This is a genomic window from Coprococcus sp. BIOML-A2 (assembly GCF_009875795.1).
Lineage (GTDB): Bacteria > Bacillota > Clostridia > Lachnospirales > Lachnospiraceae > Coprococcus > Coprococcus aceti.
The window spans coordinates 25,486-47,238 of the sequence record NZ_WWSI01000001.1 but is presented as its reverse complement, the minus strand read 5'-3'; the positions used below and the strand labels follow the sequence as shown (position 1 = coordinate 47,238).

Below are 21,753 nucleotides of genomic sequence, written 5' to 3'. Positions count from 1 at the left end.
GTAATTCATTATACTATAGAGGCAGGATTTAATCATGTTGTATTTGTTATCAGCAAGTATATGCGGAGTTATTGAGACTGAGGTTCCAGGTGATCCGATTAAGGCTAAGTTCTTTATTACTGCATTTATAGGAGAGATTTAAGGGGCTGGCAATTGGTGGTTATGGGGAATTATATATTGACATACAAAAACACAATATCAAAGATACACATTGATTTTGAATGCTAAAGACATAGTATAAAAAAGAATTGTATGGTAGAATGTTAATGGAGTATAAAGAAGTTGTATTGATAGAATTAGAAAAATATTGCAGAAAAGCGCACAATAGGTCAATGTTATGATGTTGGAGTAAATCGGTGGAGTGAATGGAGAATAGAGTTATATATAATGTGAAGGCCAATGAAGATAGTAAATATATTGGATGTTCCAGAGTAATATTATTGTGTGGAGATATTGCCAATCCAGTAGACGGAGAAAACGCATGTCCATACGGGCAAGACTCCTTAATATGCTAGTTTACTCATACAGAGTATAGCATGTCTGCCAAAGCCTTCCTTGACAGTAACTTTGGCATTTGCTCGACAAATAAAAGTTATTTGAGAATTATTATATAAAGTGGTATACTTTTTAATCGTTAGTTCAAATATGTCAGGAAATGTATAGGGGGATTGTGCTTTGTTGAAAGACAATGATATAAGAACAACCTTGATTGATGAATTGAATAAAATAAATGCCAAACATGATTATAGAATTGTAGAGGAATTGGCTGTTTGTGATGGGGAAGCAAGAGTTGATGTTGCGGTTGCAAATGGAAAACTGTGTGGATACGAGATTAAAAGTGATGCAGATACATTAGAACGACTTCCGTTGCAACAAAAATGCTATGATAAGACGTTTGATATGGTTTCAATTGTGGTAGGAGAGAAGTTTAAAGATAAAATAGAAGAATATATTCCTGAATATTGGGGAATATACATAGTTTGGGAATTCAAAGGAGAATATAGAATTAGAAAAAAACGAAATGCTAAAATAAATAAAAACATAGAGGCTATTTCCTTACTTGAATTATTATGGAAAGAAGAACTTATTTCGTTATTGAAAAAGGCTGGAGTAAAAGGAATATCTGGGAAAAATAGAAGAATATTGCGGCAAATAATACTGGAAAAATTTTCTTTAAAACAAATAAGAGATTATACACGAGAAACAATTAAATATAGAGAGAATTGGAGAGATTAGATATATTTATTCTAATCTCTCCGTTTTTTACATTAAAGAGACAATCAAGGTAATATGGTGATTAAAGCTATATTCGACCCAATTGGTGAGATTCCCTCCCTTGCTATTTGTTCCGTTAGCTATCGAATCTATTATGCCATCTCCATATGAGAATGACTTACCAGAATAAAGAGGGTGGTTTATGAGCTGTTTACATGCAGTTACTATATTTATTAGGTCAAGTCCTCCCTTTTTGAGAGGAAGTCCTTTATAGATTAGATATTTTTCCTCGGTAGAATATTTAATTTTAAAAGTAGGAGACATGCCAATTATGTAAGGTGTTTCATTTAAGTTCATAGGTCCATAGTCAGCATATACATAATTAAAAGTAAAATTACGTTGTAAATTCAGAGATATTTGATGGATTGCTAATTCAGCACGTTTGCGCTCGCTTATGCAATTTGAAGTAAGGTTCGATATATCCTTAGGAAATGAACAACTGGCAATAATAATACGTCTGTAATTAGACAAATTAGGGATATCAGATATTGCAGTTGTTAATGCCGCTTTTTTAGGATAAATCTCATCGTCGATGTAAGTTAAGTCGAGTAACAGATCAGTTTCTTCGGGAATAATCCATAAATTATCAATATAATCTTGCAGAGTTTGACTTATCGATTCAAAGTCGTTCACGTGTATCCTTAAGCAAATTCCATTTGTATTTTCTAAACTTGCCGCATGGCTGATATTGATTTCATCATTGATGTCAAAAGCTGGTATAGCTCCTGGATGATGTATGAGTGTGAATAAATTTCTGTATATATCAAAATATTCGTCAGGGTTATAAACGTCTGCGTACCAACTGGCTGATAAATATAAATAGAATAATTTATCCTCCCAACTTATGTTGAAAGATGATATCAATTTTTTTAATTTTTTTTCGTAGGCAGATTCGTCTGTGGTTGTTGAGGAAACTGTAGGAGGAGCAACCTCAATAAATGGAATAATTTGACTTGATATTTCAGGAGAAAGATTTTCAAGACATTTTCTTTCTCCAGTTTTCCATCTTAAAATTGGCGTATATTTTATATTCATAGTATGAATCTCCTTTTGTATTAATTTATTATGGGTTTGTGACTTCGCATATTTATAAAACATATTAAAAATCTGATAATTATCTATATATTAGGTTAACATATATACTAACCAGAGTCAATATTGGTTATGAAAATGGTTACAATAAATGCATTTCTAATTCTCTAAAAACTTATGCTTTACTGATCTTTATGTTATACTTATACCAACCACAACTTGTTTTGTACAAAGAGGTATAACATATGAAGGTTTTAATCACCGGCGGAGCTGGTTTTATTGGCAGTAATTTTATATTTTATATGATGGATCGACATCCTGAGTATGAGTTTGTGTGCGTGGACAAACTCACATATGCGGGAAGTCTGGATACGATTAGACCTGTCTTGGACAGGTCTAATTTTGTTTTTTATAAGGCGGATATATGCGATAGAGGTGAGATGTATCGTATATTTGAGGCGGAGAGGCCGGATGTGGTCGTGAATTTTGCAGCGGAGTCGCATGTAGACAGATCTATAGATAACCCGGAGGTGTTCCTTGATTCGAATATCAAGGGTGTTTCCGTGTTGATGGATGCATGTATGCGATATGATGTCGGCAGATTTCATCAGATAAGTACGGATGAAGTGTATGGAGATCTGCCTCTTGACAGGCTGGATCTGTTATTCACTGAAGAATCGTCGATTTGTCCGAGCTCGCCGTACAGCAGCTCGAAAGCGGCTGCAGATCTTTTGGTTATGGCTTATCATAGAACGTATGGCTTACCGGTTACCATCAGCAGGTGTTCAAATAATTATGGACCATACCAGTACCCTGAGAAACTTATCCCTTTGATGGTGACAAATGCATTGGCAGACAGGCCGCTGCCTGTTTATGGACAGGGGATAAATGTCAGGGATTGGATACATGTGGATGACCATTGCCGTGCCATAGATGCGATATTGACTCAGGGAAAAGTTGGTGAGATATACAATGTGGGCGGTCATTGTGAACGGACAAATATTGATATTGTCAGGATGATTTGCAGGGAATTGGGTAAGCCTGAGTCACTCATAACATTTGTCACCGATAGGAAAGGCCATGATATGCGGTACGCTATTGATTCAACTAAGATTGAACAGACTCTTGGCTGGCGGCCGGAGGTGGATTTCGATGATGGAATACGGCAAACTATCAGGTGGTACGCAGATAGGTTGAGGGGAATGTAGGATATGGGAGAGTGAAGGGATGAGTAAATATGTATATTTGTTTGAATTGGATTCTGTGCGCAAAACAGATGAGGAGATAATTGCGGGACAGGCTGCATTGTACGATGAGATTGTGACAAATGGTAATATAGTTGTCTTGACTTATAATCAGATGGTGGATTCGAGGGGCTTTTTCAGCCTGCTAAAAAACGGAGAATACAAAGAGGCTTTGCTGAAATTGTTTGATAGTGGGGTTATCAAGATATCCCAGTATGGCGATATACGTACTGTGTCCCAGTATTTGATGGATTCGATAGAGGATGACAAGCAATTTATATATTCCGCACTTCCATTGAAATATAGCCAGAAACGACTTACCGCAATTATGAAGAGGTGCCTTCTGTATTCTGATTTGTCTGAAATATATGAGTACGGTCAGATGGCTTTGGCACTAAAGAAGAATGAGAATGGTGAGCAGTATAATGATGATTATAAGAACAGGCGAGATGAGCTCATAGATATATTTGTTGAAGTGGACAAGAATGGTGAGCACCAGACTAATCTATCCTGGGATGCTATGGCTGAGATATTGGAGAACTTGTATAGCTTTATGGAAACCGTGATCAAATTGAGCATGATGCATGATATATACATAAGTCCAAGGGCTGATGGTGAGTTGGGCTGTTGGAAATTCAGTTCGATATTGGATAAGGTTATACGTTTATATGTTCCGAAAGATAATGTGGAGCTGTGGGGAAGTGCTCAAACGATACTTGATAACATATATAAGCAAAATAAGAATGAAAATAATCGTTCAGTGTATATCAGAAAGCTTAAAAAATTGGTAGAAACAGGCACAAATGTCAAGGGGTGTCAATATGCACAGGCAATTGTTGATTTGTGTTATAACTATGCTTGCGAGAGCAGTATATCAAACGTGTCAAGGCATTATGATGTGAGGGATTTAGAAGATTGGGGTAGTGCCTGCCATGGTGAGAATACATTTGAATGTGACTTTTCTAAGCGATTGAAGCGCACGTGGGATGGTGGAAGGAAACGTGATGAAAGATATCTTGTTGATGAGAAAAATGATTTTAAGACATTCAAACTGGGAAAATATAGCCCCCCAAAGATCGTTAATGCTGCAAGAATTGTAGGTTATGTCAAGGATAAACCAGAAATAGATAGGAATTATGTATTCTATTATGAGAATAACGCTAAGAAGGACAAGTATAGAAGAAAACTGAAACTTTTATGTGGAATATTGAAGAAAATAGTATTTGCTATTTTGTGTTTTCTAATAGTGATAAGTCCCGAACTGACAGGTGATTATTGGACCGCAAAAGCTATGCAAAATAGTTGGATAAAACCTGCTGTAGCATTTTGGAATTCGGTTCCTTCGGGTATTCAGACAATGGTTATGCTGATAATTACAGAGATCGTGACTTCGCTCATAGCTAAGATTCCTGGACTTGATGCTTTGTCATTATCAGAATCCTTAGCGGAAATCTGGCAACTGCTTAGGGATATGGTTCGGATTACCTTTAGAAAAAGTAAGGCATATGTGAATTCGGTCATGAAAGGATTAGATAACTCTGAACATTTTTGTGAAGGCGAAAAAATAAGATACACATTGACAAAAGAACTGAAGAGATATTTAAAGCTTTGTGAAGATAGGAATATAACAAAAGAGGATTCGAAATATAAATCGTATCCGATAGCGTCCCTGGATACTTTAGAGGCCAGAAAACAGATCCTCCGTGACGAGGAGCTACATAGCCGTAAATATGGAGTTGTTTACAGCAGCGCATATAACATGATGGTGGTAGACCCGATACGCAAGGATGATAATGAACTTATGGCTTATGAGAGAGTCCTGCCAAATGGAAACGATGGTGTGGTTATTCTGGCGAAGCACAAAGGAAAATATGTTTTGCTGGAACAGTTCAGACATGCAATCAGAAGAAGACAGTATGCATGCCCTCGTGGTTTTTCTGATCCAAATTGTACACCGATTGAAGATGTACGCCGTGAGATTAGAGAGGAACTGGGCGCCGATATCATAGGAGAGCCGATTGAACTCGGCCGTATAGCCGCCGACAGTGGCCTCACGGGGGGATGCGTCCATGTATTTTTGACCAATATAGGCGCCTACAAACAACGTTGCGGCCATGAAGGGATTATATCTACCATTGAGTTAACAAGGAAACAGATGGAGATATGGGTTAGTAAGAAGAGGATAGATGATGGATTTACGCTGGGGGCGTTGGAGCTGGAGAGGTGTTGGCGCTTGAAGCGGAGAAGAGCCAGGGCGGAATTGTAATGTGTTATATGTAGTATGGGAGAATGGTTACAAATATGATAAGATTTGCAATATAATATAAATTGAAAAAGACGGAGAGATGTAAGTCTCTCTGTTTTTTTAAGTTTTTCTATATTGTATAGACTTTGATATAGCTATATATTATAATATACATATTATTGCAACTTAAGATTTAGAATAATAATATGTTATAACTCACATATAAATACGTTGGGAGGATAATACATTTTCAGATAATAGAATTATATGCGGAGAAGGTAGCAAAGAATGTCAAGAATTAGATGGATTCATTTTTCAGATTTACATCTTAATTTAACTGGAACAGAAATCAAAAGATTACGCAAAAATCTTTTGTGGTATTTGGACACTGTAGTTGGAAAAATTGATTATGCTTTTTTTACGGGGGACATTCGACATGCGCCAAGTGGAGATTTCCCTTCAAATGCTGGAAAAGAAATAGAAAATATATGTAATGCGATTGGCTTGCCAGAGAAACGTTTATTTATAGTGCCAGGAAATCATGATGTAGATAGAAATTGTCCTGAAAAAAATAAAGTTATTAATTTTGTAAAAAAAGAGGGAGCAATAAGGTTTAATATATGTAGAAAAGGTGAATAAAATAGGCAAAAATTGGGGCATATTATCTATAGCATATTCAAAATTAGATAAATATGCAATGTTTATAGATGGAATTGATTGCAAGAACAGTTAATAACTGTAGTTGGGAAGAGTGATAGATTCTCAGTTCCCATATTAAATCAAGAACTATTATCAGAATATTTATGGTTGTTAAAGCAGGAAAGTCGGGATTGGTATGTGAAAGAGAACACTTAATAGCAGACATTTCCCATTAAAATTCCAATCATCATTTAATGTTTTCGAGTTGATGAAAAGTAGAGCGAGGTAATGCACATACTTGAAAAAAACGTTGTTTTTTTTATGAAAATCGCATATACTAATATCAACAGAACCCAACACGCCTCTCAACGATGCGGACCACGTTGGGTCTTTTAATTTTAAGGAGAAAATATATGGGGGAACTGAAACGGCATCAACCATCACTGTCGATTGATGAACAGGTGGAGAATTTAAAGACACTGGGATTAGTTATCAGCGATGAAGATTATGCAAGGCACATATTGAATGATATATCATACTTCAGGCTGATTAAGGCATATAGTTTGGGTTTTAAAGCAAAAAATGGGGACTATGATGAAGGAGTAACGTTTGAGCAGATTGTAGAGTTATACCTGTTTAATGCTAATTTCAGACAGATAACATTTGCTGAGATAGAGAAGATAGAAGTAAATGTTAGATGTAGAATTGCCAATTACTTTGCGGAAACATATGGAGTCCTTGGTTATATGAATTCTGAAAATTTTGTTGATGAAGAATATCACAGATCTTTTTTAGAGGATATAAAAGAGGAAGTTGGCCGTAATTCTAAAGCCCCTTTTGTGAAAAACTTCAGAACTAATTACGAGGGTGGAGATTTACCGATATACGCTCTGGTAGAGGTATTCAGTTTTGGGACTCTTTCAAAATTTTATAAAAATATGAAAAATACAGATAAAAAAGCGGTAGCTAAAAGCTTTGGAATTGGATATACATATTTAGAGAGCTGGCTGGAGAGTATTTCTTATGTACGTAATATCTGTGCACATTATGGGCGGTTGTATAATGCAAAACTATCAAAGACACCTATCTTGTATAAGGAATATTCCCAACAGGGAATAGGAAATAATAGAATGTTTGGTGTATTATTATGTATGAGACACATTCTGTTGCATGATAAACACTGGAATTTATATGTAGACCAAATAGAAGCATTAATAGAGAAGTATGAAAAAGTAGATGTAAGGACAATGGGATTTACTGATAATTGGAAGGAATTATTGGAGATAGGTTAAGTTGGAATTTGCAGAGACAGATAAATAATATTGAGGAGCATAAAAATGGCTGTGAAAAAACTCGATTGAGGTTTTTCACAGTCCATTTTTGTGTTAGAAGAAAGAAATTGAAAGAAAGTTACTTGATAAGTAAGCACAACTTGGAAATACAGGGGAATAGAGAGAATGAGAAAGTAAAAATAGCATTGGCACATATAGATTTTACAATAGCTCTGATTTATGCCAAAATTAACAATATCATGGAGTATAAGGACTTTGATAGATTTAAGGAAGGAATTAGGTATATTTCTGAAGGAATAAAAAATAAAACGAATGAAGATTATTTTTACGGGCTGTTAAAAAGAAATAATAAAAAAGTTAATGATGTTATAGAATTCTATAAGTATGTTGTAACTAATAATTTAGATATTTACAATTTGACATCAATTGAAAGGAAGAATGTAGACGAATTTGTAACGTTTATGTTTAAGGCCCAAAACAATGAAAATTAGTTAATTGGGTTTGCCTGCTCAGGTAATGGTTAGGAAGAATTATATAAGATCCCCCTTTTCTTAGCAACAAGAAAGGGGGATCTTGTGATATAACGTCAATTATTTTATAAGAGATTCAACAAAGTCAAAAGAAAGTCCGATATTGTCATTTATAGTTAGAGGTTCCACACTAAAATGGCTAGTGCGCTCTAAATCTGGATAAGTACTAAAAATGTCATTAACTAATGATTTAGAGTGTATGACGGCTCCGTTTGTAAATGTTCCCTTGTATTTCTTTCGAGAGATAGGGATACTCTTAAATGTTTTATCATTTGTGAATTGTAGTCGTATTTTCTTAAGTTTTCCTTCGATAGATCCGCAATATACCTCCGCGTATTTTAATGAATAAAATCCAGGGATTAACTCGCAGGCAGTCGCATTTAAAGAAATACGACCATTGTCTTTTGAGATCGTTATTTGTGGAAGTGCCTGTGATGCTTTGTGGGCACGAGTAGAAATAAATGGTTCCCAGTTTATATCTGCCATGATAGTAACCTCTCTTTAGTGTTTTTGATTATAATATTACATATGTATAAAGAAGTCAATAATGAGTAAATGTGTGGAGTGCTAGAGCTTTAGAGTTTTGGAGCGTGAGTAAAAGTGTGTTACAAAAAAATAAAGATAGGAATATTTAATCAATGAGACATTTATGGAAAATCCAACCTTGAAATACCCCACCCGCTTCTATATAATTAAGATATATTTGTTACGGAAAATGAACGATTCAGCCCGGTTTTACAGGGCTGAAGTTCAATACCAGGGAGGAATTACTATGAGGTTGGTTACAAGATCGGATTTTGATGGACTTGCGTGTGGCGCACTGCTGAAGGAAGCGGGAATTATTGATCATTGGAAGTTTGCGCATCCGAAGGATCTTCAGGACGGATTGATCGAGGTTACGGAGGATGACTGCCTTGCAAATGTGCCATTTGTTGAGGGTTGCGGACTTTGGTTCGATCATCATTCAAGTGAGCATGAGAGATTGGCGCTTGAGGGTAAATACAAGGGGGAGAGTCGTATAACTCCATCGTGCGCTAGAATAATCTATGAGTATTATGGAGGCAGAGAGAGATTTCCGCAGTTTGACGATATGATGGAGGCTGTTGATAAGGTTGATTCAGGTAATCTTACCTTACCATCGATGAGGTACAGAATCCAAAGGGATGGATACTTATTGGATTCTTGATGGATCCTAGAACCGGACTTGGAAGATTCAGAAATTTCACCATATCAAACTATCAGCTCATGGAGAAGCTTATAGATGCATGTCGTACCATGACCACTGATGAGATACTTGCCATGCCGGATATACAGGAGAGAATAGTTCTGTATAATGAGCAGACAGAGAAGTTCAAGGAGATGGTCAAGGCACATACCATAGTGGACGGTAATCTTATCATAAGCGATCTTCGCGGAGTGGATCCGATATACACCGGCAATCGTTTCATGATATACAGTATGTATCCTGAACAGAATGTGTCAGCGTGGATAGTAAGCGGACGTGGTGGACAGGGATGTTCGGCAGCAGTTGGATACAGTATCCTGAACCGCACAGCGACCATGGATGTTGGAAGCCTTATGCTCAAGTATGGTGGCGGTGGACACAGGAAGGTTGGTACATGTCAGTTCAAGGATGACGAGATGGATACAAGACTTCCTCAGATGCTTGAGGAGCTCAAGGCTCAGGCTAATTCATAAGAAATATTGACAAAAAATAACCGAATGATACAAGTTTTAATTCGTATCATTCGGTTATTTTTTATGTTATAAAAATGTTCTTAAAGGTCTTCTTAAGGATTAGTCTCTCTGGAACAGATCTCTTGTGTATACCTTGTCTTTGATGTCGTCGAGGCATGAATTGTACCTGTTGGCGATGACAGCGTCGGACATGGATTTGAATTTGTCTAGGTCATTTACAACTTTGCTTCCGAAGAATGTGGTTCCGTCTTCAAGGGTTGGCTCATATACAACGACGGTTGCGCCCTTGGCTTTGATACGCTTCATGACACCCTGTATACTGCTCTGGCGGAAGTTGTCGGAGTTGCTCTTCATCGTCAGTCTGTATACACCTATGACACATTCCTTCTCCTGGGCTGCTGAGTAATCACCGTTATTGTTGTAGTCGTAGTAGCCTGCGATGGAGAGAACGCGGTCTGCGATGAAGTCCTTTCTCGTTCTGTTGCTCTCAACGATGGCGCTCATCATATTCTGAGGCACGTCGTTGTAGTTGGCAAGGAGCTGCTTTGTATCCTTTGGCAGACAGTATCCGCCGTATCCAAATGATGGGTTGTTGTAGTGTGTTCCGATTCTTGGGTCGAGACATACGCCGTTTATGATGTCCTGTGTGTTAAGTCCCTTCATCTCTGCGTATGTGTCAAGCTCGTTGAAGTAGGACACGCGGAGTGCGAGATAGGTATTTGCAAATAACTTTACAGCCTCAGCTTCGGTGAAGCCCATGAACAGAGTGTCTATATCTTCCTTGAGGGCACCCTCCTGAAGCAGTGCGGCAAATGTATGGGATGCCTTAACTATCTTCTCGTCATTCTTGTCTGTGCTGACAATTATCCTTGATGGATAGAGGTTGTCGTACAGTGCCTTTGATTCACGAAGAAACTCTGGGCTGAAAATGATATTTGACGTGTTGTATTTCTTCCTTACGGACTCGGTATATCCAACTGGTATAGTTGATTTGATGACCATGATGGCATCAGGGTTGACCTTGAGGACGAGCTCGATAACGGCCTCAACGGCTGATGTGTCGAAATAGTTCTTGTTGCTGTCGTAGTTTGTCGGAGCAGCTATGATTACGAAATCTGCATCCTTGTATGCTGATTTGCCATCGAGAGTTGCTGTGAGATCAAGCTCCTTCTCGGCGAGATATTTCTCAATATAGTCGTCCTGTATAGGGGATTTCTTGTTGTTGATGAGATCAACCTTTTCAGGGATGATGTCAACTGCCGTTACATGGTTGTGCTGTGCCAGCAGGGTCGCAATGGACAGACCAACGTAACCGGTTCCTGCCACTGCAATGTTCAGTGGGGATGGAGACTCGAGCTTGTGTGCGCCAGCATTGATGAACATTTCTGTGAGGTCGAAGTTCAAAACCTCTGATAAACTTTCGAGCTGCTCTATAGAAGGAACAAAATCCTTCTGCTCTATTCTGGAAATGAGTGCTCTGTTGATACCGGTTGCATCGGCGAGCTGAGCCTGGGTCATACCCTTTTCTTTTCTTCCGTTCATGACAGTGTCGGCGAGACGTGACTGTGATAATTTCTTCATGATCAAAATTCCTTTCTCTGATGAGTATTCTCTATTATTCTTAGAAGTATTATTCAAAACTAGCAACAAATGTTAATATTTATAACATTTACAATGCCATAATACATGTAAAAACGGCATAAATCAAGAGAAAAATGTATTTTAAACATAAAATTATACATAATTAATGTTAATTAAAATAACATACATAAAACAACTGAAAATATAGTTTATTTCAACGCAACATCGAGTCTTATCGGATTGTGATCGCTGTTTTTAAAATCCAGATCTATGGTCTCTGTGGAGTTGATCTGCAAATTGCTCGATACTATGAATCCGTCGATGACATAATATTGGAAACTCTCGTGGTCATGTCCTTCGTATGGTTTGTCCAGGGATCGGCATGTCGGAGCTGAGAAATCGGTGGTGCAGGTGAAGGAATCTCCAAATTCAGATACATCTATGCTTCCTGGTGCCCACAGGTCAGCGGACTGCTGAGGGTATGCGGACAGATCCACATTTGAAAAAGTCTGGTTGAAGTCGCCTCCTGCGATAACGTAGTTCCCTGCTGCAGCCTCATTTTGGAGAATGTCGGCGAGCATCCTGGTCTGGGCGGCTTTGCCCTCGCCTGAGTCATAAGCCTCCAAGTGGAGATTTACTATGACGAGTTCGTGTTCACTTCCGGCAATCGGTATTCTGGACACGATCAGGCATCTTTTCAGGTTGCACAGTCTGATCGGGTAGGAAAATGGACATGGAAGCTGTATTCTTTCTGCATCCGATACTTCAAATGAGCTGAGAGTCATTATTCCTGATGTCACTCTGCCGATCGGTGGAAGTGGATATGGAACCATGAGTGTTTTGTAGTTGTAGGCGTATGAGCTTGTGTATGACGGCAGCTTTTCCCTCAAAATATCGGCTTCGTTTATCTTGTGGCTTCTGGATGATCGTTCATCAACCTCCTGGAGAAGAAAGATGTCAGCGGCAAGTGAATTCAGCTCTGATGTGATGGCCTCCATATTGTCGTTTACCTGCTTGGCTGTGGAAGTGTACACACTGTCTCCTCCATCCATGAAAAAGTCAGCATTTGCACCGAGGGATCCGTAGCCGAGATTCCATGTCACGATGGATATGGAGTCGCCGACAGATGGTGAAAGCTTGGCTGAGCCGGTTGCATTTTTGCCAAATGTGCTTCCGGATGTGACCTCAAGGGATTCGGAATCGTCTGGCTTGTATTCTGTTATAGTGAGAACTCCCACAAATATTATGGCGGCCGCAAGGATCACGCCGAGGACGATACATGTTATTTTTAGAATTTTTTTTGCTATTATCATGTTGGATATTTCCTGTTCTATATTTGTTCAGCCCGTCCAAATGGTTAGTTGGACTGACATGTAAAGTATATCAGACGCGGTGTATGTAAACAATGTGTAAAATGACACATGTTGGGAATCGTGGTATAATGTAGCACGCTGATGCGTGCGCAGGTCATCGCGCTTGCGCACGATGATATATGATATAATGAGCAGCAAGACATAGTATAGTAGAAATTACTGAGGGGAATGTATGTTTGAACTTATTATAAAAGATATAATGGAGGTCGCGGGCTACCTTCCGATAGGGATTCTATGCGGATGCATAGCAGTCGTGGTTTATCTCGTGTATACAGTGAGTCCTGCAGGAAAAAAGGTCAGTGCCGGCGGACGTGTGAAGAAGTTAATAGTGTGGTTCCTGCTGGTGGTGTATTTGGCGGTGATGGCAGTTACTGTGTTCCTGTCCAGAGAGCCGGGCTCAAGGCAGGGCATTGACATGACGTTGTTTCATACGTGGGGAGTGACGCCCCAGGAGCACGCATTTGTCATAGAAAATATATTGCTCTTTGTGCCGTTCGGCGTGCTTTTCCCGCTGGCGGTGGCTGGAAGTAAGAATGGCGATGGCAGGGCGGTAGACAGGTTGTCCAAATGTACTGTACTGTTTGGATTTCTGTGCAGTGTCTGCATAGAGACGGTTCAGCTTATAACAGAGCGCGGTTACTGCCAGCTCGATGATGTAGTTATGAATACCCTCGGAAGCCTTGCGGGATATATTATATTTCTGATCGCAAAAAAGGTTATAGGTGTAAAACAGATTCAGGCGTTGGGCAGATATAGGTAACATATTTTCAGAAATAAATAAGGTGAAAGCAAATAATTTAACGGATGGAGGAATAGATCATGCCATGTACAACAATATTGGTAGGAAAAAATGCGTCTTATGACGGTTCAACAATAATAGCGAGAAATGACGATTCGGGTGCCGGTTCGTACACGCCGAAGAAATATGTGGTTGTGAAGCCGGAGGAGCAGCCAAGAATATACAAGTCGGAGATATCCCATGTGGAGATTGAACTTCCGGATGATCCGATGCGTTACACCTGTGTTCCAAATGCGCTGGCGGGCGAAGGAATCTGGGCGGCAAGCGGAGTGAATTCTGCAAATGTGGCTATGACGGCGACGGAGACCATAACCTCAAATCCAAGAGTGCTCGGCGCGGATCCACTGGTGTGCTATGAGCCTGCGGAGGGAGATAAGCCTGAGAAGGCTGGAGGTATCGGCGAGGAGGATATAGTCAGTATCACACTTCCATATATAAAGAGCGCAAGAGAGGGCGTGAAGAGACTTGGCAGCCTGCTTGAACGATATGGAACCTATGAGATGAACGGAATTGCGTTTCAGGATGTAGACGAGATCTGGTGGCTTGAGACCATCGGAGGACATCATTGGATCGCGAGAAAAGTTCCTGATGATGTGTATGTTGTCATGCCAAACCAGTTTGGTATGGACGAATTTGATATGGCAGACGCAATGGGAGCGCAGAGCGAGTTCATGTGCCCGGCAGATCTTCCAGCATTTATAGAGAAGTATCATCTGAACGTGGAGAATATGGAGGACACGATCTGTCCACGGGATATATTCGGCAGTCACGACGATGCGGATCACGTGTACAACACCCCGAGGGCATGGTTCATGGAGAGGACGCTCAACCCGAATTCGGCAGTCTGGGACGGACCGGATGCGGACTTTACGCCGGTTTCGGATGACATTCCATGGTGCATGATACCAGAGAAGAAGATAACCATGGAGGATGTGAAGTATGTGCTTTCTTCGCATTATCAGGGAACTCCGTATGATCCGTACGGCAATTACGGCGACAATAAGATGCGCGGGGCATATAGATCGATAGGTGTGAACAGGACGGATTTCATGTCGGCGATCCAGATGAGACCATATGTTGGTGAGGATATCTGCGCTGTACAGTGGATAGCATTTGCATCGAATGCATTCAATGTCATGGTTCCTTTCTATGCAAATGTAGACACGACTCCTGAGTATCTGGCAAATACAGGGGCGGATGTTTCCACGGACAACTTCTACTGGACCAGCCGTATGATCGCGGCGATGGCGGATGCATCTTATGCGAAGTCGGTGTTCCATATCGAAAGGTACGAGGAGAAAGTCATGTCCAAGGCACATGAGATAATATACAGATATGATGATATTATGAATGAACAGCCATTGGGCGAGAAACTCCGCCAGCAGGCCAACCAGGAGACCACAGACATGGTGAGACGTGAGGCAAATGCAACCCTTGGCAGGGTTCTCTATGAACTCAGCAATCAGATGAAGAACTCGTATTCAAGATCTGATGCGTAGTAGGCAATGAGTGGCCGCTTACAGGTTATGATTATCCCTGTATTTACCCGGAGTCACGCCGTATTTTTTCTTAAACATCCTGTTGAAGTAGGACAGGTTGAAGAAGCCGCAGTTCTCCGCGACGGAGAGTATGCTCTCGTCATTGGAGGAGAGAAGTCTTGCGGCAACATTCAGCCTGAAGTCGTTCAGATATGATACAAATGACACCCCCATGGTGTTCTTGAAAAATCGCATAAAATGGGATTCAGAGAATCCACAGTAGGAGGCTATATCCGTTATGGATATGGCCTCTTTGTAATTTTCGTCTATGTAGGAGAGGATGAGTTTTGTTCTCTCCAGATCCCTGGCTCGGTTCTTCCTGTCTGCCTCATCCCTTGCGGTGGAGTTGGCATAGAGAATGTAGAAGAATTCAAAATAGCATCCCTTAAGTGCAAGGTGGTATCCCTTTGGCGTCTCTGAGCAGAGCTTGTCTACCCTGTTAAGACACGCGGAAAGAGACGGATATAATGGATCGTCCCTGTCATAAATACTCTTGATATCCACGTCGCCCGCCAGCAGAGGCAGGAAAAACTCGCTGTCCAGTGAGTCGTGATTTCTGGATCTGAACATGTCGACGGAGAAAAGAATATTCTCATATTCCATTGAATATCCTTCGTGCTGGGAGATTCCGTGAATGTGTCCTGGCAGGATAATGACTATGTCACCCTCCTCAACATAGTGAGTTGTGAAGTCCACAGTCACATTTCCCTTGCCTTTTTTGATATAGATAATCTCCATAAATTCATGCCAGTGCAGAGACACAGAATTGAAGTCAAGTGGTATGGAGCACAGGTAAGTATTGTACGGAAACATCGGGTCCGCATGGGTCTTATTCTCCAGAAGATTTTCGTATTCAAGACTGTTCATATAACCATGTGCCTCCTTTTTGTTAATTCGACGATTTTTTACAGCTTTTACATATTGTACATCATCAAGATGATAGAATTGTACAATAAATTGCTTATATAATGCAAGCATAAAAGGGGAAATGCTAATAAAATACAAGCCATAACAGGAACTGTTCAGGAGGTATCATATATGAGTAAAGCGTTGGAGCGTGGCGCAGGAATACTCCTGCCGATAAGCAGCCTCCCATCACCATATGGAATTGGAACTATGGGAAGAGATGCTTATGATTTTGTTGATATGTTGAAAAGAGCAGGGCAGAAGTACTGGCAGGTGCTTCCGATAGGACCAACAAGCTTCGGTGACAGTCCTTATCAGTCGTTTTCAGCATTTGCGGGCAATCCGTATTTTATCGATCTGGATACATTGATAGCTGAAGGGCTTCTCAAGAAAGAGGAGGTAGAATCCTACAAATGGGCTGACAGTGATGACGAGATCGACTACGCCAGAATATACAGACAGAGATTTGAAGTTCTCAGAAAAGCATTTGGCAGATCAGAGCACAAAGACAGCAGGGATTACGTAGATTTCATAGAGAAAAATGAACAGTGGATAGATGACTATGCGCTGTATATGGCGATCAAGGCTGATCATAACAATAGAGAATGGCTTGCGTGGGAACCGGCGATCAAGAAGAGAAAGCCGGAGGCTATGGCAGCTTACAGAGAAAAGCTTGGTGAAGACGTGGAATTCTACAAATTCCTTCAGTTCAAGTTCTACGAGCAGTGGATGCCATTAAAAGAGTATGCCAACAGAAACGGCATAAGCATCATTGGAGATATTCCAATCTATGTGGCACTGGACAGTGCTGATGTGTGGGCGAACACGGATCAGTTCCAGCTTTCTGGAAGTCTGGCACCGTCAGTTGTGGCAGGATGCCCACCGGACATGTTCTCAAGCTACGGACAGAAGTGGGGGAACCCGATTTATGACTGGGATGTCATGGAGAAGGATGATTTCGCGTGGTGGAAGAAGAGAATTGCTGCATCTGCAAAGCTCTACGACGTGATCCGTATAGATCATTTTATCGGAATAGTCAGATACTACAGCATCCCGGCAAATGGCGAGCCGAAGGATGGCTACTACAGACAGGGACCGGGAAAGAAACTCATCGATGCTATAGACAGTGCCATAGGTTCATCCAAGGTTATAGCTGAGGACCTCGGCGTGGTCGTGCCAGAGGTTCAGAAACTTGTGAAGGAATCCGGTTATCCGGGAATGAAGGTGTTGGAATTTGCATTTGACGGCAATACGGCAAATGAATATCTGCCGCACAATCACGCAAAGAACTACGTAGCGTATATCGGAACCCACGACAATGATATGCTGAAAAGTTATATCAGCGGACAGGGTGAGGAGCTTCAGGAATATATGATGAAGTACCTCATGGCGAACAGCCTGGATGATGTGGCAGAGAAGATGATACATGCACTTTACATGAGCTCAGCGGACACGGTCATACTTCAGATGCAGGATATTTTGGGCAAGGACAACAGCGCCAGAATGAACTATCCATCAACGCTTGGCGGCAATTGGAAGTGGCGGCTTACCAAGGGAGCAACATGGGAATTTACACAGGAACATATAGATAAATTAAGGGATCTCACCAGACTGTATGGAAGAAACAGGGTGAAGACGTATATTTGTAAGGAGGATATTATGTTAAAGGATATTTGCATGAAGAAATACAACAAGGAGATCAAGGATTGTACAAATGAGGAGATATACTTCGCACTCCTTGATATGACAAAGAAGCTCGCAGACGGAAAGGTTTCAGAGGAGGGACAGAAGAAGGTTTATTACATCTCAGCAGAGTTCCTCATAGGAAAGCTTCTCTCGAACAATCTCATCAACCTTGGTGTATTTGACGAGGTTAAACAGGTGCTTGCTGAGAATGGCAAGAGCATCTATGACATAGAGGAGGTTGAACCGGAGCCATCACTTGGAAATGGCGGTCTTGGAAGACTTGCAGCATGTTTCCTCGACTCCATGGCAACCCTCGGACTTCACGGAGATGGAATTGGACTTAATTACCACATGGGTCTGTTCAAGCAGGTATTTGAGAACAATTACCAGAAGGAGACTGCAAATCCTTGGATTGAGGCAGACAGCTGGCTCGAGAAGACAGACGTTACCAACACGATCACATTTGGCAATCTGAAAGTCCAGTCAAGAATGTACGATATAGATGTAACCGGATACGAGAACAGAACAAATAAGCTCCACCTCTTCGATATCGAGAGCGTTGACGAGTCCATCATGGAGCCGGGCGGAATTAACTTCGACAAGACAGACATTGCAAAGAACCTGACACTCTGCCTGTACCCGGACGACAGCGATGAGGCTGGAAATCTTCTCCGTATCTACCAGCAGTATTTCATGGTGGCAAATGGTGCAAAGCTCATTCTTGATGAGGCTAAGGCAAAGGGTTCAAATCTTCACGATCTGGCTGATTATGCAGCAGTTCAGATCAATGATACACACCCTTCAATGGTGATCCCTGAGTTCATCAGACTTCTTACCGCTGAGGGAATATCATTTGACGAGGCTACAGAGATCGTGACAGAGGTGTGCGCATACACTAACCACACTATCCTTGCAGAGGCTCTTGAGAAGTGGCCGCTTGCTTACCTTGAGAAGGTTGTTCCACAGCTTGTTCCTATCATCAAGAAGCTGGACGAGAAGGTTCGTAACAGATACAAGGATGAGAGCGTATATATCATCGACAAGGATCAGAGAGTGCACATGGCACACATTGATATACACTATAGCCACAGTGTAAACGGTGTTGCATACCTTCACACAGAGATCCTCAAGGATTCTGAGTTGAACAACTTCTACAAGATCTATCCTGAGAAGTTCAACAACAAGACAAATGGTATCACATTCAGAAGATGGCTTCTCCACTGCAACGAGCAGCTTGCAGCATATATCACAGAGCTCATCGGTGACGGCTACAAAAAGGATGCAGAGAAACTGAATGACCTCGCTAAGTTCTATGATGATGACGCAGTCCTTGGCAGGATCATGGATATCAAGAAGCAGAACAAGGTCGTTCTCAAGGATTACCTTAAGGAGACACAGAACATTGACATAGATGAGAATTCTATCTTTGATATACAGGTTAAGAGACTTCATGAGTACAAGCGTCAGCAGATGAACGCACTCTGGGTTATCCACAAGTACTTCGATATCAAGGCAGGAAATCTTCCAAAGACTCCTGTGACTGTAATATTTGGTGCAAAGGCAGCTCCTGCATACACCATCGCAAAGGATATCATTCATCTCATCCTCTGCCTGCAGCAGCTCATCGATAATGACCCAGAGGTAAGTCCATACCTCAAGGTTGTCATGATCGAGAACTACAATGTGTCAAAGGCAGCAAAGATCATACCTGCATGTGACATTTCAGAGCAGATCTCCCTTGCATCAAAGGAGGCATCAGGTACCGGAAACATGAAGTTCATGCTGAACGGCGCGCTTACACTCGGAACAAGAGATGGTGCAAATGTTGAGATCGGAGAGCTTGTCGGCGAGGATAACATTTACTTCTTCGGCGAGTCAAGCGAGGCAGTCATCGACCACTATGCAAAGGCTGATTATGTGTCAAAGGATTACTACGAGCAGCCTGAGATCAAGAAGCTTGTTGATTTCATCGTGAGCGATGAGCTCCTTGAGATCGGACAGAAGGAAAGCCTTGAGAGACTTCACAACGAACTTATCGTAAAGGATTGGTTCATGACACTCCTCGATGTTGAAGATTATATCAAGACCAAGGAAGGCGTACTTGTAGACTACGAGGATCGTAAGACTTGGGCAAAGAAGGCACTTGTCAACATCAGCAAGGCTGGATTCTTCTCATCAGACAGAACCATCGCTGAGTACAACAAGGACATTTGGAGATTATAATATAAAACTTAGTTTATTTCACAGCAGGGGACGGAGGGGTCAGGCACCTCCGTCCCCTTTTGATTTAGGTTTTGGTGGCGAACAGGAAGTAAGTCGGTTATAATTAAATATACTAAAGTTGTAATGTGATGCGAAAACAGTTCACATCAAGAAAAAGGAAGGCGGTGGAGAGATGTATAGAATACTGATCGTTGATGACGAGAGAATAGAGAGAAACGGGATAAGATTCCTCCTGAAAAAGCTGAATATGGAATTTGATATCGACGAGGCGGTAAACGGTCTTGATGCATTGGAGAAGATGCGTCAGGAGAATTATGATATCCTCCTCACCGATGTGAAGATGCCTTTCATGGACGGCATAGAACTCATTGACAATGTGGTAAATGAGAAGAAGAAAATGAGATGTGTGATATTCAGCGGCTGCAATGAATTTGACTATGCAAAGAGAGCAATAAGGCTGGGAGTTGTGGATTATATATTGAAACCGGTCGACCCGAAGGAGTTTAAGGAGACGTTGGAGAAGGTTGTGGATGAGCTAGAGGCGGCTAAAGCCTCGGATGAGCTCAAGAGCAAGAGCATGGAATTCCTTTATGAGCATGCGCTATATATGCTTGTAAATGGCGAAGATATAGAGAGTATACGCAGAGAGTACAACGGTCTGAACCTGAATTTCGCCAGATTTAAGAGAATTCTGCTGGTTGAATTTAATCACGATTTCTTTGGAAGACGAGATGTAGATTTCAAGAAAAATGAGAAGATAATGGCACTTGGAATACAGAGATACCTCAATCTGAATCAACAGCAGGAACTTATTTTTCTGGGCGATGAAACAGATGCGGTTTACACGGCCCAGGAGCTTGCCAGGATAATTAAAAGTGATTACGATGAGGAATGTTTTATAGCAGTTTCATCGGATATAGAGAACCCTGAGGACATGAAACAGAAGGTCGATGAGCTTGATGAGCTTATGGACAATAAGTTTTATCATCCGGAGATAAAGGTGTTCTACCCAAATATGGAGAGCGATTCGTCAGGAATGATCCAGTTTGATGATGACACTCTCATGAAACAGATGAAACAGGACATCAAGATGAAGGATGTAGAGGCACTCAGGGAACATTTTGACAAATTCTGTGAAAAGTACAGGCACAAGAATGAGTGTTCACAGATATATATAAAGTTTCTCTACTCAAATCTTTTGAAGGACATATACGGCAGTATAGATGGGACTGGTGAGGCGGATCTTAACAAGGATGTTGAAAAGATGTATATGACGACAGATTTTCAGAGTCTTACAGGTCTTGTTGAGGTTGCGATAGACAGACTCGCGGCCTGCTTTGAGGACAAGAGTCAGACCGGACATAAGGAAGTGGAGATAGTAAAGCAGTATATTTACAGGAATTACGGGAGCGAGCTAGGCATAGATATGCTTGCGGATATGGTATATCTTGCCCCAAGTTATCTCAGCACAGTGTTTAAGAAAGAGACGGGACAGAACCTGAGCAAATTTATCAAGTCATACAGAATGGAGCGGGCAAGGGATATGCTTGAGAATAGTATGGCGAAGATTGTAGATATAGGTGCGATGTGTGGTTATCAGAATGTATCCTACTTTTGTTCGAGTTTCAGGGAGTTTTATGGAGTGAGCCCTCAGAAATTCAGGGAGAGCGGTGTTGCAGGCGGTGAGTAGAC

At 41.0% G+C, this 21,753-nt stretch carries 18 protein-coding genes and 1 pseudogene; 14 read left to right on the top strand and 5 right to left on the bottom strand.

Features of this window, described 5'->3' with window-relative positions; translation table 11 throughout:
• The first annotated feature begins 365 nt into the window (after nucleotides 1–365).
• Both GT575_RS00205 and GT575_RS00200 read left to right on the top strand, forming a co-directional pair.
• On the top strand, nucleotides 366–515 hold the full coding sequence (locus GT575_RS00205) for a hypothetical protein (protein WP_161171234.1): 150 nt from the start codon (nucleotides 366–368) through the stop codon (nucleotides 513–515).
• 163 nt (nucleotides 516–678) lie between these two features.
• Nucleotides 679–1,236 carry a sce7726 family protein gene (locus GT575_RS00200; protein WP_161171233.1) on the top strand — a complete coding sequence of 186 codons (558 nt, stop codon included), beginning with the start codon at nucleotides 679–681 and terminating at the stop codon, nucleotides 1,234–1,236.
• A gap of 27 nt (nucleotides 1,237–1,263) precedes the next feature.
• Here GT575_RS00200 and GT575_RS00195 read toward each other — a convergent pair whose 3' ends face one another.
• A complete protein-coding gene (locus GT575_RS00195; RefSeq protein ID WP_161171232.1) occupies nucleotides 1,264–2,310 on the bottom strand; it encodes a beta family protein in 1,047 nt (348 codons plus the stop codon).
• A gap of 242 nt (nucleotides 2,311–2,552) precedes the next feature.
• On the opposite strand from GT575_RS00195, the gene rfbB reads away from it, so the two are divergent.
• From rfbB to GT575_RS00170, 5 genes are all read left to right on the top strand, one after another.
• Nucleotides 2,553–3,515 carry a dTDP-glucose 4,6-dehydratase gene (gene rfbB / locus GT575_RS00190; protein ID WP_161171231.1) on the top strand — a complete coding sequence of 321 codons (963 nt, stop codon included), beginning with the start codon at nucleotides 2,553–2,555 and terminating at the stop codon, nucleotides 3,513–3,515.
• Between the two features lie 19 nt (nucleotides 3,516–3,534).
• Nucleotides 3,535–5,817: an NUDIX hydrolase gene (locus GT575_RS00185; protein WP_055145591.1), complete on the top strand. Its 2,283-nt coding sequence runs from the start codon at nucleotides 3,535–3,537 to the stop codon at nucleotides 5,815–5,817.
• 267 nt (nucleotides 5,818–6,084) lie between these two features.
• A complete protein-coding gene (locus GT575_RS00180; RefSeq protein ID WP_015534121.1) occupies nucleotides 6,085–6,435 on the top strand; it encodes a metallophosphoesterase in 351 nt (116 codons plus the stop codon).
• A 413-nt stretch (nucleotides 6,436–6,848) separates the two neighbouring features.
• Nucleotides 6,849–7,727: an Abi family protein gene (locus GT575_RS00175; protein ID WP_022215935.1), complete on the top strand. Its 879-nt coding sequence runs from the start codon at nucleotides 6,849–6,851 to the stop codon at nucleotides 7,725–7,727.
• Complete coding sequence (locus tag GT575_RS00170) at nucleotides 7,700–8,218, top strand: hypothetical protein (RefSeq protein ID WP_156332990.1); 519 nt, start codon at nucleotides 7,700–7,702, stop codon at nucleotides 8,216–8,218. Before GT575_RS00175 ends, GT575_RS00170 begins: the two co-directional genes overlap by 28 nt.
• A 99-nt stretch (nucleotides 8,219–8,317) precedes the next feature.
• Here GT575_RS00170 and GT575_RS00165 read toward each other — a convergent pair whose 3' ends face one another.
• Complete coding sequence (locus GT575_RS00165; RefSeq protein WP_022215937.1) at nucleotides 8,318–8,743, bottom strand: hypothetical protein; 426 nt, start codon at nucleotides 8,741–8,743, stop codon at nucleotides 8,318–8,320.
• Between the two features lie 286 nt (nucleotides 8,744–9,029).
• Here GT575_RS00165 and GT575_RS15370 point away from each other — a divergent pair, with 286 nt between their 5' ends.
• Both GT575_RS15370 and GT575_RS15365 read left to right on the top strand, forming a co-directional pair.
• Nucleotides 9,030–9,443, top strand: a complete 414-nt coding sequence (locus GT575_RS15370; protein WP_330577002.1) for a hypothetical protein — start codon at nucleotides 9,030–9,032, stop codon at nucleotides 9,441–9,443.
• Nucleotides 9,443–9,955 (top strand): hypothetical protein, encoded by a 513-nt coding sequence (locus GT575_RS15365; RefSeq protein ID WP_330577003.1) that lies wholly within the window; start codon nucleotides 9,443–9,445, stop codon nucleotides 9,953–9,955. The genes GT575_RS15370 and GT575_RS15365 overlap by 1 nt, the downstream gene beginning before the upstream one ends.
• A gap of 99 nt (nucleotides 9,956–10,054) precedes the next feature.
• Here GT575_RS15365 and GT575_RS00155 read toward each other — a convergent pair whose 3' ends face one another.
• A complete protein-coding gene (locus GT575_RS00155; protein ID WP_022215939.1) occupies nucleotides 10,055–11,536 on the bottom strand; it encodes a nucleotide sugar dehydrogenase in 1,482 nt (493 codons plus the stop codon).
• Between the two features lie 209 nt (nucleotides 11,537–11,745).
• Nucleotides 11,746–12,849 carry an endonuclease/exonuclease/phosphatase family protein gene (locus tag GT575_RS00150; protein WP_161171230.1) on the bottom strand — a complete coding sequence of 368 codons (1,104 nt, stop codon included), beginning with the start codon at nucleotides 12,847–12,849 and terminating at the stop codon, nucleotides 11,746–11,748.
• Between the two features lie 232 nt (nucleotides 12,850–13,081).
• Here GT575_RS00150 and GT575_RS00145 point away from each other — a divergent pair, with 232 nt between their 5' ends.
• Nucleotides 13,082–13,669: a VanZ family protein gene (locus tag GT575_RS00145; RefSeq protein WP_161171229.1), complete on the top strand. Its 588-nt coding sequence runs from the start codon at nucleotides 13,082–13,084 to the stop codon at nucleotides 13,667–13,669.
• A 59-nt stretch (nucleotides 13,670–13,728) separates the two neighbouring features.
• Nucleotides 13,729–15,207, top strand: coding sequence for a C69 family dipeptidase (locus GT575_RS00140; RefSeq protein WP_161171228.1), 1,479 nt, complete (start codon nucleotides 13,729–13,731; stop codon nucleotides 15,205–15,207).
• Nucleotides 15,208–15,225: 18 nt separating this feature from the next.
• On the opposite strand, the gene GT575_RS00135 is transcribed toward GT575_RS00140, so the two are convergent.
• Nucleotides 15,226–16,113: an AraC family transcriptional regulator gene (locus tag GT575_RS00135; RefSeq protein ID WP_022215944.1), complete on the bottom strand. Its 888-nt coding sequence runs from the start codon at nucleotides 16,111–16,113 to the stop codon at nucleotides 15,226–15,228.
• A gap of 171 nt (nucleotides 16,114–16,284) precedes the next feature.
• On the opposite strand from GT575_RS00135, the pseudogene malQ reads away from it, so the two are divergent.
• The 3 genes and pseudogenes from malQ to GT575_RS00125 all read left to right on the top strand — a co-directional run.
• Nucleotides 16,285–17,763 (top strand): annotated as a pseudogene (gene malQ, locus GT575_RS15500) (4-alpha-glucanotransferase); the annotation flags it as partial.
• A 48-nt stretch (nucleotides 17,764–17,811) separates the two neighbouring features.
• Nucleotides 17,812–20,061: a glycogen/starch/alpha-glucan phosphorylase gene (locus GT575_RS15495; protein WP_243147815.1), complete on the top strand. Its 2,250-nt coding sequence runs from the start codon at nucleotides 17,812–17,814 to the stop codon at nucleotides 20,059–20,061.
• A 172-nt stretch (nucleotides 20,062–20,233) separates the two neighbouring features.
• The gene (locus tag GT575_RS00125) at nucleotides 20,234–21,751 is read left to right on the top strand and encodes a response regulator transcription factor (protein ID WP_015534111.1); all 1,518 of its coding nucleotides are present in this window, start codon (nucleotides 20,234–20,236) and stop codon (nucleotides 21,749–21,751) included.
• Nucleotides 21,752–21,753 lie beyond the last annotated feature (2 nt).

What these genes read in the sequence shown, in the direction of transcription:
- GT575_RS00205 (WP_161171234.1), top strand. Translation starts at nt 366, where the DNA reads ATGGAGAATAGAGTTATATATAATGTGAAGGCCAATGAAGATAGTAAA.
- GT575_RS00195 (WP_161171232.1), bottom strand. Translation starts at nt 2,310, where the DNA reads ATGAATATAAAATATACGCCAATTTTAAGATGGAAAACTGGAGAAAGA.
- rfbB (WP_161171231.1), top strand. Translation starts at nt 2,553, where the DNA reads ATGAAGGTTTTAATCACCGGCGGAGCTGGTTTTATTGGCAGTAATTTT.
- GT575_RS00185 (WP_055145591.1), top strand. Translation starts at nt 3,535, where the DNA reads ATGAGTAAATATGTATATTTGTTTGAATTGGATTCTGTGCGCAAAACA.
- GT575_RS00180 (WP_015534121.1), top strand. Translation starts at nt 6,085, where the DNA reads ATGTCAAGAATTAGATGGATTCATTTTTCAGATTTACATCTTAATTTA.
- GT575_RS00175 (WP_022215935.1), top strand. Translation starts at nt 6,849, where the DNA reads ATGGGGGAACTGAAACGGCATCAACCATCACTGTCGATTGATGAACAG.
- GT575_RS00165 (WP_022215937.1), bottom strand. Translation starts at nt 8,743, where the DNA reads ATGGCAGATATAAACTGGGAACCATTTATTTCTACTCGTGCCCACAAA.
- GT575_RS15370 (WP_330577002.1), top strand. Translation starts at nt 9,030, where the DNA reads ATGAGGTTGGTTACAAGATCGGATTTTGATGGACTTGCGTGTGGCGCA.
- GT575_RS15365 (WP_330577003.1), top strand. Translation starts at nt 9,443, where the DNA reads ATGGATCCTAGAACCGGACTTGGAAGATTCAGAAATTTCACCATATCA.
- GT575_RS00155 (WP_022215939.1), bottom strand. Translation starts at nt 11,536, where the DNA reads ATGAAGAAATTATCACAGTCACGTCTCGCCGACACTGTCATGAACGGA.
- GT575_RS00150 (WP_161171230.1), bottom strand. Translation starts at nt 12,849, where the DNA reads ATGATAATAGCAAAAAAAATTCTAAAAATAACATGTATCGTCCTCGGC.
- GT575_RS00145 (WP_161171229.1), top strand. Translation starts at nt 13,082, where the DNA reads ATGTTTGAACTTATTATAAAAGATATAATGGAGGTCGCGGGCTACCTT.
- GT575_RS00140 (WP_161171228.1), top strand. Translation starts at nt 13,729, where the DNA reads ATGCCATGTACAACAATATTGGTAGGAAAAAATGCGTCTTATGACGGT.
- GT575_RS00135 (WP_022215944.1), bottom strand. Translation starts at nt 16,113, where the DNA reads ATGAACAGTCTTGAATACGAAAATCTTCTGGAGAATAAGACCCATGCG.
- GT575_RS15495 (WP_243147815.1), top strand. Translation starts at nt 17,812, where the DNA reads ATGTTAAAGGATATTTGCATGAAGAAATACAACAAGGAGATCAAGGAT.
- GT575_RS00125 (WP_015534111.1), top strand. Translation starts at nt 20,234, where the DNA reads ATGTATAGAATACTGATCGTTGATGACGAGAGAATAGAGAGAAACGGG.